The following is a 17,097-nucleotide window of genomic DNA, read 5'->3' as shown; positions in this document are numbered from 1 at the left end:
TTAACCTCCTGTCCTTTTTTCTTCTCTTCCTTACATTTTATTGTGGAAAAAGACTGACAGAACTGCCAGTTTTAAGATTCATCTTCGGCCCCGCTGACCTTGATTAAAGGGTAGCACACAGATAAAAAAAGCACAAGGAAAAGCGTTCGTCTCTTTGCGACAGGATCTGCCAGTAATATTCCGCGAGCTGTTCTTTTGTAAGTATAACAAACCGTAACCTGCCTCAAATTTCCCATTGCACCCCGGATAAATTTTTCCTATAATAAAATATAATATTTGGCAGTCCAGGAGGTGTTTTTTTGAAAAAAGATGGCTACTATTCTTCCGGTCAGTTTGCCCGGATGGCTGGAGTAACACTGCGGACCATCCGTTATTACGACCAGCACGATATTCTGAAACCTTCTCTTGTATCCGAATCCGGTGCAAGATTTTATACTGACACGGACTTTGCAAGGCTGCAGCAGATCCTGCTGCTAAAATATCTTGGATTTTCCCTGGAGGATATCCGGGAGATGACTATCGAAGACCCGGACAGCCATTTTATGCTCAATGCCCTGAATGTACAGCTGAAGCTTGTACAGGACCGGATTGAACAGATGCAGCTTGTGGAAAAAACACTGAAAGATACTGCCCAGGCCATTTCTGAGGAGCATACCGTGGACTGGAGCCGTATGCTGGACCTGATCCATCTGACTGTTATGGAAAAAAGTCTGAAAAACCAGTACCAGAATGCTTCCAACATTTCTTCCAGGATCAACCTGCACAGTCTTTATTCTGTAAACCAGGAAGGCTGGTTTCCCTGGATCTGCCAGCAGTGCCAGATTCATGAGGGAATGAATATTCTGGAGCTTGGATGCGGTGACGGAGCTCTCTGGACCCAGAACTTATCAAAACTGCCAGGGAACATACACATTACCCTTTCTGATATTTCCGAGGGTATGCTCCGTGACGCCAGGCGTGCCATTGGCGGAGAAGATCCCCGTTTTTCTTTCAAAGCTTTTGACTGTCACAGCATTCCTCCAAGGATTGGCACCTTTGATCTGGTCATTGCCAATCATGTACTTTTTTACTGTGACGACATTGGAAAGGTGTGCAAAAATGTAACAAAAATCCTAAAGCCGGGCGGGCGTTTTCTTTGCAGTACCTACGGTTCCAGACATATGCGGGAGGTCAGCCTTCTGGTCCAGTCCTTCGATGAAAGGATTGCCCTCTCCGCGGATAAACTGTACGAACGCTTTGGCCGGGAAAACGGGACGGATATCCTTTCCCCTTATTTTCAGAAGATCACCTGGAAATCCTATGAAGACGAACTGATCGTTACCGATGCGGAGCCTTTAATCTCCTATATTCTCTCCTGCCACGGCAATCAGAACCAGTATCTGCCAGACCGTTACAAGGATTTTCGCGCCCTTGTTAAGAAAAAAACAGAAAATGGATTCCATATCACCAAGGATGCAGGGGTATTTCTTTGTGAAAAAGTAACAAACTTGAAATAATTGTAAAAAAGGTCTTGAAGGTAACGTAAGGTCACCTTTTATAATGTAGTTACAGACTCAGGTCAGGGCAAACAAATGCTGCCCAAAATCCGGCAGCATTCATGAACGACTACGAAATTATGCACCTGACAGCATAAATCAGATATTGTTCGCAATAGGAACAATATAGCAAATCCAACAAAGGAGAACGAAATTATGAAGGGAATTATTTTAGCCGGTGGATCCGGTACCAGACTTTACCCATTGACTATGGTCACATCCAAGCAGCTGCTTCCAATTTATGATAAACCAATGATCTACTATCCAATGTCCGTTCTTATGAACGCAGGGATCCGTGATATCCTGATCATTTCCACTCCACAGGATACCCCACGTTTCAAGGAGCTTCTTGGTGACGGTCATCAGTTCGGCGTATCTCTTACTTACGCTGTACAGCCAAGCCCGGATGGACTTGCACAGGCATTTATCATTGGCGAAGAGTTCATTGGAAATGACACGGTTGCCATGGTTCTTGGAGACAACATTTTCGCAGGACACGGTCTTAAGAAGCGTCTGAAAGCCGCTGTTGAGAATGCAAGCTCAGGAAAAGGTGCTACTGTATTCGGCTACTATGTAGACGACCCGGAACGATTCGGTATCGTTGAATTCGATCAGGAAGGCAAAGCCATTTCCATCGAAGAAAAGCCAGAGCATCCGAAGAGCAACTATTGTGTAACAGGTCTTTACTTCTATGATAACAAAGTTGTTGAATATGCAAAGAACCTGAAACCAAGCGCCCGCGGTGAGCTGGAGATCACAGACCTGAACCGTATTTACCTGGAAAAGGGTCAGTTAAATGTAGAGCTTCTTGGCCAGGGCTTCACATGGCTTGACACAGGTACACATGAGAGTCTTGTAGACGCAACTAATTTTGTAAAAACAGTAGAAACCCATCAGCACCGTAAGATTGCATGCCTTGAGGAAATTGCTTACTTAAACGGCTGGATTTCCAGGGAAGAAGTTATGGAAGTTTACAACGTGCTGAAGAAGAATCAGTATGGTCAGTATCTGAAGGACGTACTGGATGGTAAATATATGGACGTACTTCACTAATAATAAAAATCAAAGGAGAATTATATCATGAATATTATCGTTACCGGCGGTGCCGGATTTATCGGAAGCAACTTTATTTTCCACATGTTAAAAAAATACCCGGACTACCGCATCATCTGTCTGGACTGCCTTACCTATGCAGGTAATCTTTCTACTCTGGCACCGGTTATGGATAACCCGAATTTCCGTTTTGTAAAAGAGAGCATCACAGACCGTGAAGCAGTTTACAAGCTTTTTGAGGAAGAACATCCGGACATGGTTGTAAACTTCGCGGCTGAGAGCCACGTTGACCGTTCCATCGAGAACCCTGAGGTTTTCCTGAACACAAACATTATCGGTACTGCTGTTCTTATGGATGCCTGCCGCAAATACGGAATCAAACGTTACCATCAGGTTTCCACTGACGAGGTTTACGGGGATCTGCCACTTGACAGACCGGACCTGTTCTTCACAGAGGAAACTCCGATCCACACAAGCAGCCCATACAGCTCTTCCAAGGCTTCTGCTGACCTTCTGGTACTTGCTTACCACAGAACCTATGGACTTCCTGTATCCATCAGCCGCTGCTCTAACAACTACGGCCCATATCATTTCCCGGAAAAACTGATTCCGCTTATGATCGCCAACGCATTAAATGACAAACCACTTCCTGTTTATGGAAAAGGTGAGAATGTTCGTGACTGGCTGTATGTTGAGGATCACTGCCGTGCCATCGACCTGATCATTCACAAAGGACGTGTTGGTGAGGTTTATAATGTAGGCGGACACAACGAAATGAAAAACATCGACATCGTTAAGATCATCTGTAAAGAACTTGGAAAACCAGAGAGCCTGATCACATACGTAACAGACCGTAAGGGTCATGACATGCGTTATGCGATCGACCCAACCAAGATCCACAACGAACTGGGCTGGCTGCCAGAAACCAAATTTGCAGACGGTATCAAGAAGACCATCCAGTGGTATCTTGACAACAAGGAATGGTGGGAGACCATTATTTCCGGAGAGTATCAGAATTACTACGAAAAAATGTACGGCAACCGCTAAGGAGGGCTGTTTTTATGAAGCTGTTTGTAACAGGTGTGGCCGGTCAGCTTGGTCATGATGTAATGAACGAACTTAACAAACGCGGATACGAAGGGGTAGGCTCTGACCTTGCCCCGGAGTACAGCGGAATTCAGGATGGTACTGCTGTCACCACAATGCCTTATGTTTCTGTAGACATTACAGATGCTTCCGCTGTGGAAAAAGCCATTACAGAAGCAGGCGTAGACGGCGTGGTACACTGTGCAGCCTGGACAGCTGTAGATGCAGCTGAAGATGAGGACAAACAGGAAATCGTCCGCAAAGTAAATGTTCTTGGTACTGAAAATATTGCAAAAGTCTGCAAAAAGCTGGGCATCAAAATGATGTATCTTTCCACAGACTATGTATTCGACGGTCAGGGCACCACTCCATGGGAGCCAGACTGTAAAGCCTACAAACCTCTGAATGTTTACGGTCAGACAAAGCTTGACGGAGAGCTTGCAGTTTATAACAATGTTGACAAATTTTTTATCATCCGTATTGCATGGGTATTTGGTAAAAATGGCAAGAACTTTATCAAGACCATGTTAAATGTTGCCAAAACACATGATACCTTAAAGGTTGTCAACGACCAGATCGGTACTCCAACCTACACCTATGACCTTGCCCGCCTGATGATCGACATGATTCTCACTGACAAATACGGTTACTATCACGCAACCAATGAGGGTGGTTATATCAGCTGGTATGATTTCACTAAGGAAATCTTCCGTCAGGCTGTTGAGCTTGGACATACCGAGTATGCTGAGGATAAAGTAACTGTTCTTCCTGTTACCACCGCTGAATACGGAGTTTCCAAGGCTGCACGCCCATTTAACAGCCGCCTGGACAAAAAGAAGCTGGTAGAAAACGGATTCACCCCTCTTCCAACCTGGCAGGATGCTCTGGCAAGATATTTAAAGGAAATTGAATTCTAATTCACAAAACAAAGCGCAGTCAATTTCAAAATCAATTGACTGCGTTTTCTTTATAAGTCAAAATCCTGAAGCATTATTGACTCCAGGATTTCATAGTTTTTATTTACTTTCTTCTTTCCTCTCTGATGTCCCCAAAATAGATTTCATCTATCTGTTCTTCTGATAAGGGCTGGCACTGTTTTTCCGCTTGTTTTTACTTTTCTGTCTTTTCTGCGGCTTTCTCTTGTTCTCGCCATAATAATCTTCCAGATATTCCTCAATCACATCGTCCTCGTCCACACCATACTCATCCAGAATCTCATCAATCTCCTCATCATCCGCATCAGACAGGTCATCATCTAAATCCTCTTCATACTCTTCCGGATACTTTCTGTACTGCTCCCTGGAAGGATTCTTTTTATCATCACGCTCTTTTTTCCCTCTGCGCTTTGTCTCGTTTTCATCTTCCTCCTGATCAGCTTCTTCCCGTTTCTGTCGTCTTTCTGATACTTTCCCCTGATTCTCATCTTCCTCGTCATCGTAATCATCGTCATATTTCGGCTTATTAATGGCAAACTGAATCAGCATTCCCACAAGGGCGAACCCAATGGAAAAAATGATTCCAAAAGGAATTTCCTCCATTTTTGCCAGCTTGGCAGCAGAAAAGCCACTTAAAATACCACCCAGTATACTGGTTCCCACGATGATCACTTCTCTCTCATAGCGAAGCGCCAGCATTCCAAGACCTACTCCCACCAGAAGACAGATGAAAAAGCTGAAAGAAGTAGTCGGATGGATTATATACACAGTAAGCGTCAGCCCGATTCCTGCTCCCATAATAAAAATACCGGCCTTAAACACTGCAAAGGAAAGAATGGCAAGTACCAGTCCTACCCCGATCATTCCCACTGCATAATACACCTTTTCCCCGAATCCGATCTGATGAATGGCAAATAATCCGATTCCTGCTCCAATGAGAAATCCAAAGATCATCATCCAGAATCTTAAAAGACGGTATCCGAGTACACAGTTCATAATTCCAAACACAAGCACTGCTCCAAATAAAACCATGGACAAAGTACCTGCGATCTGCATATCCCGAACTCTGTATGCAATATTCATAATATTTTTTAAAATATCAACCATATCTGTTTATACCTCTTCCTTTTAAAACATATAATAGATCGTTTTCATATTTTCCAGAATTCCATAATGATACTCCACCTGACTCATTCCATATATAGTCATATAATATCTTGCAGCCTCCTGAATGGCATCTCCGTTGATCCAGTCTGCTCTGGCCTGTTCAAAAGCTTCCTGCGATGAGAATTTAAACCTTACTACTGCAGCCCCATTATTCAGCCTCATCTGACAGTATGCCAGGATCTCCTGATAGTCATAACTGTCAAAGCATCCCTGGTTCAGCACATAAAAATTCATATCTGTTGCAGAACACGCCGGAACCGTAAATTCAGCAGAGGGTGTATATGTCGTCTCATACTCCTCCGGGAACGGACACAGATAATCATACAGGATTGTCTTATGTTCTGCAAGCTGGACTGCATCGCCCTCCAGAAATTCCGGCTGGTCACCGTTGGTCGCATCAAAATAGTAATCATTTCCGTTCAAAGTGATAATGTTCCAGGCATGTCCCTCTGTACTTCCGGCAGTACTGCCTTCCACGTAAATACAGGGCACTCCAAGATATTCCAGAAGATACTGGGCAGCCCCTGCATATCCGGCACACACTGCCTGCTTCCTCCAAAAGATTCCTGCCATGCTCTGATCGTCCTCAGACTCCTGATATTCGGCAGTATCGATCAGATAAGTATAAACTGCTTTCGCCTTTTCATAATCATCCGCCCCCTCTGAAACCAATGCACTTACCTCCTGACAGGCATTGTCAGCTGCTGCCTGTATCTCCTGGATTTCCTCATCCGTATAACTGTAGCCGGGAGAAAACATACAATAATTGGCGTTTGAGAAGGTTGTTTTATATACCTGCTTCCGGTTATGCACCCAGAACAGCTCCGGATGATCCATAAGCACCGCATGGTAAACCTTATTTACGGTGTCATCCTCATAGATCGTAAGGTAAAATTCTTTCTCTTTTGCCCGGATTCCTTCTATTATTTCCCGATAGCCCCGCTGTTCTTCTTCATTCAACTGACCAAAATAGTATTCCTGGCGCAGTCCCTGTGTGTCGGTATCTGCCACCTCCTGCTTCCGCAGTTCCCGGACTTCTTTCGGCTCTCCTGAAAAAATCTCCGGAGCGTTATCCAGAATTCCCTCTCCTACCTTCACAAACAAATCGTCCGGCTCATACTGCTGCTGATAAACATAGACTCCCAGGGAAATTGCCACTGCAAACAGAAGAATAAAAATAAATTTCCATGGTTTTCTTTTTCTCATTCAGCCTCCTTATCCAAGCTGCCGGATCCGTTCCAGAATATCTCTGGTGTTTTCCCGGAATAAAAGTTCCTTATTGTAGCGGTAATATCTTTCACAGGAATATTCCTGAAGAAAAGCCACCGCAGGACTGCTGGTATTCAGTTCTGTAATAAACACCACCAGTTCCTGTCCACCCGCAAAAGCACTCTCCATAAAATCAAAAGCATATTCAAGCTGCCTTGCCGCCTTGTCAAAACCATTGTCATATGCTTCTTTTTCCGCATTAAACCAGACTCTGAGAAGGGAAAAAGCAGACTCGCCATCCTGTACATTCTCTTTCTTCAGATCCATCACATATTTTTCCAGGGTATCCAGAACCTGCTGGTCATGATGGATGTCCTCCCTGGACAAAAGCCCTGCTTTCTTCTTTGCCAATGAGTCTGACTGGAAGCGGTTCTTTACATCCTCCAGATAAACCAACGGCTGCTCCTTCTGCGCTCCCATAAGAGGTTCTTTCGCCTCTTTTAGAACATCAAAAATGCTGGCAAGCTTCTCTTCCTCTTCCTGTACATTTCCAAAGACTTTGTTCAGTCTGGAAAGAAGAAGTCCGGTGACACTCAGCTTTTCATCAAAGGAAGCATGTGCGGCTTTTTTTACCAGAATATCATCAATATGGCCGCTTAAAACCTCATCGATCTGATAATCCGTACGGTACTTGTAGAAAAGCTCCAGATAGCTGGCGAAATCTCTTGCAATCTGCGGATGCTGGATATACTGGACTACCACGTCCTTATCCACGGTTTTCTCCAGTTTTTCATATACCTGTATCAGTCTGGACAGATCCTCCCATCCTCTTGGAGTAGCAAAATTTTTGCCATCTACTGTGCTCTCCATCTTATAAAAATTAGCCGGTCTTGTATTCAGATAGGAAATCACTGCAGGGTGAACGCCTTTTGCGTAAGCATACTCTCTCCATGCGTCAAAATCCGGCTCCACCTGGATTTTCTTCACACGGTCCATGGTCACCACATCAAATTCACGGACCGATTTATTGTACTCCGGTGGATTACCGGCAGCTACGATCAGCCAGCCTTCCGGAATCTTGTGGCTTCCAAAGGTTTTACACTGAAGAAACTGCAGCATGGCAGGTGCCAGTGTCTCGGAAACACAGTTGATCTCATCAATAAACAAAATCCCCTCCCGAAGGCCGGAATCCTGGATTTTCTCATAGATGGATGCCACGATCTCGCTCATGGTATATTCTGTAACTGCCATCTCTTTTCCGTCAAAATTCTTTCTGGAAATAAAAGGAAGTCCAATTGCACTCTGTCTGGTATGGTGGGTAATGGTGTAAGAAACCAGTCCCACCTTACATTCCCGGGAAATCTGCTCCATGATCTGTGTCTTGCCGATTCCAGGGGCGCCAATAAGAAAAACAGGGCGCTGGGCCATAACCGGGATCTCATACTCCCCGTATTCATTTTTCAAAAGGTAAGCTTCTATTGTATTGCGTATTTCTTCCTTCGCTCGCTTGATGTTCATAATATTATATTCTCCTCGTCTTTACAGATTGGCTGTACTATTCTAGAGCATGTTTGAAAAAGGCTTTCTGCAAGATGTGCGTCACAATTTGTGGGAGATTTTGTCCGGATGAGGGCGCCGTAGCGGGCTACGGCAACCGAATTCGGGCAAAATATACCGCAAAGTGGGGCGTGCAGATTGCGGGAATGATTTTTCAAACAGGCTCTAATCTACATATCCTGCTTTACAAAAGATCTGACACAGAAAGACTTTTTAAACAGACTCCAGATCCTCTTCATCAAGGATCAGCCTGATCGCCCATGGCGGCACATCAATGTCCTGATAATCCTCCTTCATAAATACAAAAGCTGTCTCATACGGAGGCATTTTTGCCGGATAAATTCCATAACCATCTGTAAAATAAATCAGTCCCCGAAGTTTTGTAAACTTCTTCGCTCTCATAAGCTGTTCCACATAGGCAAAAGCAGGGCGAAAATCTGTGCCGCCCCCTCCTTTCACTGTGAAATGGGACATATATTCCTTCAACTGCATGGCATTTTCAATCACCACATCAGACTGGATTTTCTCGTCACACTGAAGAATGTGTACGTGAATCCGCCTGAAAAAGCTCTCAGATTCACTGAGCACACTGTAGGTTTCCTCCAGAAACTTCCGGACAAGCTCTCCTTTACAGGACATGGAAGTGTCAATAACGATCACAAAATCTTCCACCTTCCGCTCTTCTTTCGTTTCTAAGGGCTCGATCAGCGGCATATTGCCATACAGATTCATTCCATAATTGTAAAATATATAATCGAAAGTGTCCATATCAACTTTCATTTCTTCTTTCAAAACAGAAAATTTCCGCAGAAATTCTTTATAATCATAGCGATTTTGATTCTGGGCACGCAGCTGGTCTACCAGAGTTTCTCCGCCTTCTCCCGCTTCTTTTGAAAAAGTTTCCATCTCTGTCTGCATGCGGTTGCGGATGTCGTCCCAGTTCTTTTTCCGCTGGGACATCTGAGGACTGTTTGGATGGTTTTCATACCACTTACCATGGTCATCCTGAGTAAACTCACGGCGCAGCTCCTGCATTTTATTTTCCGGCAAATGAAGAGTCTGAAGCCTTCGGTAAATTCTCTGAGCCGTCATTACCTTTCCCTCTTCCAGTATCAGCTTCAACGCCTGCCTCTTCACCATAGATGCCGGCTGATGCACACATTTCAGATAAAGCCCGTCAATGATATTTTCCACTGTAATGTCACATGCAAGATTCCAGTACTGGACATCCACAGCAGGATTTCCTTCTTCATCCTTCTCTGGAAAACAGTGGAGAAAAATGCAGTGTAAAAGGCTGTGAAGATAGATTCGATTCACCTTTTCCTGGCTTCTCCTGAACTGTTCCATCAGTTCTTCCGGCTGATAGTACAGGACAGTTCCATCCGTTCCAACAGGATGAACGCCCATATCTCCCTGAAAGAAAAGTGCTGACAATGCGCAGTCCATAAAGCGCATATTCAGGTACAACTGGTTTCTGGCACTGGACAAAATATCCTGGCAGATGCTTTCTGCCGCCAACGCACGATCCCAGGCGTCATGTACCGGATTTACCTTGTACAAAGTATTTTGCCCATATGTCGGACTTATCTGGTAAGCAGCTTTTCCCCCCTGCGCTTTATATAACGAATCTTCCTCATGTAATGAATTCAATTTTTTCTCTTCTGAACCACTCATAGTTCAAAACTTCTCCTTTTCGATGGAAAATGCAGCCTCTGGTACTCCATAAGCATACTTAAAATCTCCGGAGATTTCACTGTGTCTGCCAGATTTACCAGACCTGTAAACAGTTCTTTCTGCCCAGGTTCCAGGGGATACGTGTGAAGAAGCCATTCCAGCTCTTCTCCTCTTTTCTGACGGATAAAATCAGAAGCAATCTGTTCTATATGCTCCTTCAGGTACTGCTCGTACTGTATTTTCGCCTGTTCTGTCAGCCCTGTCGGCCAGTTCAGTCTGCCATATACCATTTCTCTCAGGAAATCTGATGATTCCTGGGCTCTCGCCATCTCAAAACGCTTGTCATACTCCAGAAAATGAAATACTTTTCCCTGAAAGCAGTTTCTGTAATACAGACCGCTTCCATGCACCTCAGTCATCAATATCCTGGCAGGAGTATTTTCCACACCTTCCTCATAATATTCCGGAAACCAAAGCATGGCTTCCACTTTTCCATATAAATGTACCCGCAGCTCCTCCCCAACTTCTGAAAGGATCTCTTTCAGCCCGGATTGTTCATCATTCATCAAAACTTCCATTCTTCGGATCCTGTGGCACCCTGTAAAAGCTCCACTTCCAAGATCAGTAAAATCACTGGAAAACCATAGCTCTTCCAGATTCCGACAGTTATAAAAACCGTAACGGCCTATTTTCTGAACTCCCAAGGGAATCCGTATGACCTGACAGCTTTTCCCGGAAAAAAGATATTCAGCTAGTTCTGTGACTGGCACTCCGTCGATCTGTTCCGGAATTTCCACAATCTGGGGATCCCCATCAATTTCCATTACTGTAGCATGGTCTTCCTTAATATCAAAAGTAAAACCGTTGTCTGTATGCATTTTCATTTCATACACTCCTGTATATGTGCCTGTAAAAAAGGCTTGCTATTTTTTCTCATTAATATTAAACTTAATCTATTGCAGTGTTAAAACAGTACTGATGTTCACACTCTATATAATATCGGAGGAATTTCCATGAGCATTAAAATACCGATTGAAACCTCGGCGCGGCATATTCATGTTTCCCAGAAGGATTTCCACATCCTGTTCGGAGAGGATGCCCAGCTTCATTACATAAAGGAATTAAGCCAGCCTGGACAGTATCTCTGCCAGGAACGCCTTACAGTAAAGGGCCCTAAAGGTGAGTATCAGAATATGGCCATTCTAGGTCCTTTTCGTAAAGAAACCCAGATTGAGCTTTCTCTTACAGATACCCGCAAGATCGGTCTTCCCGGTCTTATCCGCCAGTCTGGTGATACTGTCGGTTCCCCTGGCTGCACGCTCATCGGACCCAAGGGCGAACTTATCCTTGATCACGGTGTCATTGTTGCCAAACGTCACATTCACATGACTCCGGCAGATGCCGTTACTTTGAAGGTCAAAGATAATGACGAAGTTTTTGTCCTGACCAAAAGTTTCGGCCGCGCTCTTATTTATGCAGATGTGGTAGTACGTGTAGACTGGAGTTACCGCCTTGCCATGCACGTAGATACCGACGAAGCCAATGCTTTTTCCAATGAAAAAGAGCCTTATGGAGTAATCGTAAAATTCTTTGATGATAACTATAATACAGATAAATGGATTGAAGACGTATTATCCGGTATTAACCGCTAAACGTCAGGGCATACTCTGTGACTCCATTTTGTTACTGTTCACTGGTGACATTCCACAAGGTGTTTTTTGTGAAACAGTAACTCCATTTTCTTGTAGCAGCATATGCCAGTCACAGCCTCCCGGAGCCTTTCTGAAAATCAATCCTGCAATCTGTCCGCTCAGTCTATGAAAATGAAAAGTGCTTCCTGCCCGAATCCGGGTGTGGAAGCACTTTTGCGTCACTGAATTCCAATTGTCGCCGCCAACAGCTCCTGAAGAGAATTGGTAACCATAATTCTGGAAAAATCTACTGTCTGGTCTTTATTAACTCCCGCAGTACCTGCTGCCTCATTACTGCCAGCTTCCATCTCTGCGGCATCTCCGTATGTCACCTGACTAAATACACTTACATGCTGTCCTGCATCAAACAACTCCTGAAGGCTGTTTGCGACATAGAGACTTCCCGGTGAAACAGTTCCGTCTCCGGAAGCATCTATGGTAACCGTATCCATATCTCCTGTTGTAACAAGGTTCGCCTTGATCAGATCCTGAAGGTTATTGGATACATCAATTCCTGTGATATACTGGGTATTGGCTATAGTTTTACCACTCTGTCTCATTTCTTCTACCTGCTGTGCGTTCGGATAGAAAGATGGCTGACGGATGTAACGAAAGCTTGCACTATAAGCCTCTCCTACTGTAACACCATTCTTGCTGGAAGAACAATGTACGACGATCCAGTCTCCTGCATCAGTTTTTCCACAGATAATACCAACATGGTTGGCACTTCCTGCTTCTGGTCCTCTCTGGAAAACCAGGTCACCTGGCTGGGCATCCGCCTCACTTACCACGTTTGCTCTGCCCCACTGGTCTGAGGTACCGCTTCCTACAGCTGCGATCATAGCCTGATTCTCATATCCATTGATCACTGCCCAGGTAACAAAACCACTGCAGTCAAGGCCATAAGCACGTAAAGTACCGGTACTCTGACTGCCCTCTGCGCTTACCTGCTGTACCGCGCCCCAGCTTGGGTCCATTCCGATCACAGTAGACTTGCCGCCCCAGAAATAGCCTACCTTACCAACCAGTGAATAAGCAGCTGCAATTACGTTTACACGCTCTTCTGAAACGTCATCGCCAACACTCTGTCTTACAAAGCCCTTGGCTGCTGTAACGGTTGCACAAAGAAGCTTGCAGTCTGTTTCAAGATATTTCTTCAAAATCCCCCTCTCATCCTTGGGGATCTTATTCTCTTTAATGTAATGGTTAATATGGTAATTTCCATATGTAACTCTGTTAGAATTACTTTCGTCCTTCACAACAGGATTCATCCTGGCAAAAATAGCTGCCAGATCATCCTTACAGGAAGAATCCAGCGTAAAAGAAGTGGCACCATCAAGGCTCTTCTCATAGACATATATGGCAAGTATATCCTGCCAGTTGCGTACAAGAAGGGTATCTGCGGATGTGGTAACACCACCTTCGGAATCAGATACATCTGTCAGTTGATTGGCAGCTTTATACTCTGTCTCAATCTGCTCCATAACATCTGCAAAATCATCAGAAAATGACAGCTGATAGTTCTCCTGCAGGCTGTTCAGATAAAATTCCTTGCCTGCATGAAGATTAGATGCATAGTAGACTGGGGTTCCATTAAGTGCCTGCGTTGTGGTGCTGTCAATCTTATCTGCATCTTTATCGTCTGCTGCCCCGGACAGCTGGCTGATCGTCTTCTCCATATCGATAAGAAGCTTGTAATTAGTAACAGCAGCCTTCTCCTGGTCTGAAAAGCTGTTATAGGTCTTTCTCAGGGCTTTGACTTTTTTCTTCTTTTTCTTATCTAATTCCTGCTTGAAGGTTTTATCAATGTCTTTGATCAGGGCACTTACCTTCTGCTGGCTCTCTGCTGAAAGTCCAGGGGTCACAGTGGGTGTCACCTCAAGTGCAGCACTAGGCTCTGGTGTCACTGTGGGGGTATCGTCCGGCGTTGCACTAGGTTCTGGTGTCACGCTTGGTTCTGGTGTCAACTCAGGTGTATGATCTGGCGTCACACTTGGAGCCGGTGTCACTGTAGGTGTATGATCTGGTGTTTCACTTGGAGCCGGTGTCTCTGTAGGTATATGATCTGGTGTAGTAGGCTCTGATGGGATCTGTGTAGGCTCAGCTGGTGTTTCTGTGGGCTCTGATGGCGTCTGTACAGACTCTGCTGGTACCTGTGCCGGCTCTGACGTTGTCTCCGGAGGTGCGGAAGGCGTCTCTGCCGATGCCTGCTCTGATGAAATCGGCTCTGCTGCCGCTTCCCGGGCAGCTGTTTCTGTTTCTGACAAGGCTGTCTCTTCTGAGGCAAAAACACTGGCCGTTCCTGTAAAGGATATCGCAGCTGCCATAGTAATACATAAACATTTTGTCAGATATTTATTTTTCATATTCAAAAGATGCTCCCTTCTATTCATGAACATCCCTTTACTCCCCTATATAAAGGTATGCATTCTTACCTTAAAGACAGTTCGCATTAAGTATTAACATGCATTATTGTAGCATACTAACCCTTCTAAATCAACTATCCTCAAAATATACAGACGTATTTTCGTGATTTTTTATTTTTTCTTCACAATTTCTGTACAGATTTAAGTGAAAGCGTTTCCCACTTGCTAAATACCGCTTTTTTTCGCAGCAGCGAAGAATTCATTTTTCCTGCTGTACAAAAAAATACCAGTCCCGGTACTCACAGACAAGCTGCTGTGATCTCCCGGCACTGGCTCTTCCCATTATCAGCATGCAGCCGGAATCAGAATATCCTCTCTGCCAAACTGCTTCGCAGCCAGCTGCAGGATTCCATGAATAACCTGTGAACAGATTCTGAGAATATACTGAACATCCTCTGCAATATTACGCTCCTTAAGAAGATATCTTTCATGGGCATTTCCAATATACTCCACCAGTTCCCTGAAGCTTCCGAAATTCACTGGAAGAATGACCATACGATCTGCTGCCCCACTCTCTATGTAGCGCTTCAGATGGTTCTTAAGATGCTTCTCGTATTTATTATGCTCGTACAGATTCCCGGTAAAGTTCGTATTATGGGGAAAAGTAAAATAATCTGCCATATAATGCATCACTTCGCCAAACCTGCGCCAGTAAACGCGCTCCTTGCTTTCTTTGGGATCATTGTCAATAAGAGCTTTCATCTTACCCTGGATTTCTTCGAAGGTGCCGAAATATTCATGCTTCTTTGTAAGAAAAGATGGCTTAATATCCGGAAGAATGCTTCCAAGGCAGAACGCCTTTCTGTGGGACTGCAGACTCTTAGTGGCAGGCATCTGGTCTGCCAGATATCTGGCTACCAGTATATGGGATTTTTTACGCAACCGCTTCCTCTTCTTTCCTGTTCTTATCCATTGTAACAGATAAAAAACAATAAACTGTAAAAAGCTTTTGTATCTGCTTTTCAAATCATCGTTATCACAACTTAATATAGCAGAATCTCTGTCAAATTTCAAATAAACATTTTCTGATTTTCTGTAAAATATTTTCCAATATATCGTTAAATTGCACAATTATATCCTGCGTGTAAGCCGGTCTTGTTTTTTTTCGTCATATATTGTATTATTAGGTTACTGTACAGCTGAAAATCATGCAGACCCATGATTTCTGTACATTGCAAAGTGTGTTGCTGGTCACAAAGTGAACCGTAACATGATCCAAAAAATGAAATGCTGCCAGCGAACAGTAATGAAATACACTGGCATCATGAAATCGTTACATAAAGGAGGAATTATATGCCTGGCCATAAACCACGGACGAATAAAGGGCTGGCTATAGCTGCTGTTCTTATGTGTCTTGCATGCGGAGTTTCTTTTACCCAGTCTTCCGCTTCGCACTCACCCATTACAGATACCCAGACCCCAGACATGTTCGTAGCTGGAAATACAGATGATTCCCAGATTCAATCTGATGGTGCGGCAGCTGAAAATACCGATGCAGGAGAGGAGAACACACCGGAGGATGTCATTCCCACCGAAGCGCCTGCTGCAGATACCCCGGCACCTGATACCCTTTCAGGTTCAGACACTTCTTTTGAGGTCTCTCCGGAAGCTTCCCAAGGGGCGTGGACACCAGTTGACAGCAACTGGTATTTTCTGGTAAACGGAGAAGGTTATAAAGGCTGGCTCACAGATACAGACGGACACCGCTATTACTTCAATGACAAAGGCGTTATGCAGACCGGATGGCTTGAGCTTGATGGCAAGCGCTACTACCTCAATGCAGATGGAGTTCTTCAGACTGGTGACGTGACAATAGACGGCGAAATTTATCACTTTGGCGCTGACGGTGCACAACAAGGTGAACCGACGACGGCAGATGATAGTTCCAATCAGGATCTTGTATTCTACATGAATACTACATCAGATTCTTCGAATGCTGACAATCTCACAGCTTCTGCGACAGGTGCTTCCACACCGGCTGCAGAAGCTGATATTTCTTCTGATCGAAATGAAGATTCCAGAAAAGCTTCTTCCGAAGTCGATGATCCTTCTGAAGCCTCTTCTGCAGCATCAGAAGTCTCCCCTGTACCGGAAGCCTCCGTTACTTCGGAACCGACTGTCTCTCCGGAGCCAAAGGGGATGATTGCCCTCACCTTTGATGATGGACCCAGTGATTTTACAGACCGTCTTTTGGATTGTCTGGAAGCAAACAATGTAAAAGCTACTTTTTTCCTGGCAGGTCAGGAAGTGGAATATTTTCAGGAACCTGTAAAGCGTATGGAGGAGCTTGGATGCGAGATTGGAAACCACTCTTATGATCACCCGGATCTCACCACGCTTTCCGCCGATGATGCTGCAAATCAGCTTTCCCGCACAGATCAGCTGATCCAGGATCTCACAGGGCACATTGCCACTGTTGTGCGCCCCCCTTATGGTTCTTACAATGACACCGTAGCAGAGACTGCAGCAAGGCCTCTGATTTTGTGGTCTGTGGATACTCTGGACTGGGAAACACAGAATGCAGATTCCACAGTACAGAATGTAATGGACAACGCCAGTGATGGACAGATTATTTTAATGCATGATATTTTCAAAGAATCTGTGGATGCTGCTGAAATTTTTATTCCGCAGCTGCTGCAGGAGGGCTATCAGCTGGTAACAGTAAGCGAGCTGGCTGCTGCAAAGGGAATTACATTGGAAAACGGAACCGCTTATGGATCGTTTTGATTTGGCGTGTCCCAAGTTCAAACGCCTTATCGTGCAA

The 17,097-nt window shown here is 44.6% G+C and carries 15 protein-coding genes; 7 read left to right on the top strand and 8 right to left on the bottom strand.

The features are described 5' to 3' along the window. Positions 1–299 precede the first annotated feature (299 nt). From LIZ66_RS09570 to rfbD, 4 genes are all read left to right on the top strand, one after another. Complete coding sequence (locus LIZ66_RS09570) at positions 300–1,496, top strand: MerR family transcriptional regulator (protein ID WP_173773661.1); 1,197 nt, start codon at positions 300–302, stop codon at positions 1,494–1,496. A 195-nt stretch (positions 1,497–1,691) separates the two neighbouring features. Then, positions 1,692–2,588: a glucose-1-phosphate thymidylyltransferase RfbA gene (gene rfbA, locus LIZ66_RS09565; RefSeq protein ID WP_118581363.1), complete on the top strand. Its 897-nt coding sequence runs from the start codon at positions 1,692–1,694 to the stop codon at positions 2,586–2,588. A gap of 27 nt (positions 2,589–2,615) precedes the next feature. Then, positions 2,616–3,635 carry a dTDP-glucose 4,6-dehydratase gene (rfbB, locus tag LIZ66_RS09560; protein WP_021926781.1) on the top strand — a complete coding sequence of 340 codons (1,020 nt, stop codon included), beginning with the start codon at positions 2,616–2,618 and terminating at the stop codon, positions 3,633–3,635. Positions 3,636–3,649: 14 nt separating this feature from the next. Then, a complete protein-coding gene (gene rfbD, locus LIZ66_RS09555; RefSeq protein WP_227200766.1) occupies positions 3,650–4,591 on the top strand; it encodes a dTDP-4-dehydrorhamnose reductase in 942 nt (313 codons plus the stop codon). A gap of 147 nt (positions 4,592–4,738) precedes the next feature. Here rfbD and LIZ66_RS09550 read toward each other — a convergent pair whose 3' ends face one another. From LIZ66_RS09550 to LIZ66_RS19310, 4 genes are read right to left on the bottom strand one after another with little or no spacing between them, the layout of a single operon-like run. Further along, positions 4,739–5,716, bottom strand: a complete 978-nt coding sequence (locus LIZ66_RS09550; RefSeq protein ID WP_227200767.1) for a TMEM198/TM7SF3 family protein — start codon at positions 5,714–5,716, stop codon at positions 4,739–4,741. A gap of 21 nt (positions 5,717–5,737) precedes the next feature. Continuing rightward, on the bottom strand, positions 5,738–6,982 hold the full coding sequence (locus tag LIZ66_RS09545) for a transglutaminase domain-containing protein (RefSeq protein WP_173769532.1): 1,245 nt from the start codon (positions 6,980–6,982) through the stop codon (positions 5,738–5,740). Between the two features lie 9 nt (positions 6,983–6,991). Further along, positions 6,992–8,503 carry an AAA family ATPase gene (locus tag LIZ66_RS09540; protein ID WP_173769531.1) on the bottom strand — a complete coding sequence of 504 codons (1,512 nt, stop codon included), beginning with the start codon at positions 8,501–8,503 and terminating at the stop codon, positions 6,992–6,994. Continuing rightward, positions 8,500–8,658 carry a DUF6783 domain-containing protein gene (locus tag LIZ66_RS19310; RefSeq protein WP_308768409.1) on the bottom strand — a complete coding sequence of 53 codons (159 nt, stop codon included), beginning with the start codon at positions 8,656–8,658 and terminating at the stop codon, positions 8,500–8,502. Before LIZ66_RS19310 ends, LIZ66_RS09540 begins: the two co-directional genes overlap by 4 nt. On the opposite strand from LIZ66_RS19310, the gene LIZ66_RS19305 reads away from it, so the two are divergent. Then, on the top strand, positions 8,590–8,796 hold the full coding sequence (locus LIZ66_RS19305) for a DUF6783 domain-containing protein (RefSeq protein ID WP_308768410.1): 207 nt from the start codon (positions 8,590–8,592) through the stop codon (positions 8,794–8,796). The genes LIZ66_RS19310 and LIZ66_RS19305 overlap by 69 nt on opposite strands. Here the strand turns inward: LIZ66_RS19305 and LIZ66_RS09535 are convergent. Further along, a complete protein-coding gene (locus tag LIZ66_RS09535) occupies positions 8,756–10,216 on the bottom strand; it encodes a vWA domain-containing protein (RefSeq protein WP_173718602.1) in 1,461 nt (486 codons plus the stop codon). The genes LIZ66_RS19305 and LIZ66_RS09535 overlap by 41 nt on opposite strands. Then, positions 10,213–11,100 carry a leucine-rich repeat protein gene (locus LIZ66_RS09530; protein ID WP_227200768.1) on the bottom strand — a complete coding sequence of 296 codons (888 nt, stop codon included), beginning with the start codon at positions 11,098–11,100 and terminating at the stop codon, positions 10,213–10,215. The genes LIZ66_RS09535 and LIZ66_RS09530 overlap by 4 nt, the downstream gene beginning before the upstream one ends. A gap of 129 nt (positions 11,101–11,229) precedes the next feature. On the opposite strand from LIZ66_RS09530, the gene LIZ66_RS09525 reads away from it, so the two are divergent. Continuing rightward, the gene (locus tag LIZ66_RS09525; RefSeq protein WP_148462271.1) at positions 11,230–11,868 is read left to right on the top strand and encodes a PduL/EutD family phosphate acyltransferase; all 639 of its coding nucleotides are present in this window, start codon (positions 11,230–11,232) and stop codon (positions 11,866–11,868) included. A gap of 218 nt (positions 11,869–12,086) precedes the next feature. On the opposite strand, the gene LIZ66_RS09520 is transcribed toward LIZ66_RS09525, so the two are convergent. Together LIZ66_RS09520 and LIZ66_RS09515 are read right to left on the bottom strand one after the other, a co-directional pair. Further along, complete coding sequence (locus tag LIZ66_RS09520) at positions 12,087–14,273, bottom strand: C40 family peptidase (RefSeq protein WP_227200769.1); 2,187 nt, start codon at positions 14,271–14,273, stop codon at positions 12,087–12,089. 345 nt (positions 14,274–14,618) lie between these two features. After that, on the bottom strand, positions 14,619–15,215 hold the full coding sequence (locus LIZ66_RS09515; RefSeq protein ID WP_173769528.1) for a zinc dependent phospholipase C family protein: 597 nt from the start codon (positions 15,213–15,215) through the stop codon (positions 14,619–14,621). A gap of 411 nt (positions 15,216–15,626) precedes the next feature. On the opposite strand from LIZ66_RS09515, the gene LIZ66_RS09510 reads away from it, so the two are divergent. After that, positions 15,627–17,060: a polysaccharide deacetylase family protein gene (locus LIZ66_RS09510; protein ID WP_173773667.1), complete on the top strand. Its 1,434-nt coding sequence runs from the start codon at positions 15,627–15,629 to the stop codon at positions 17,058–17,060. Positions 17,061–17,097: the final 37 nt, after the last annotated feature.

Origin of the sequence: Blautia faecis, from assembly GCF_020554845.1 — a bacterium.
Classification (GTDB): Bacteria; Bacillota; Clostridia; order Lachnospirales; family Lachnospiraceae; genus Blautia_A; species Blautia_A faecis.
Note: the sequence above shows the minus strand (reverse complement) of the source record. Positions and strands in the feature narration are given on the sequence as shown.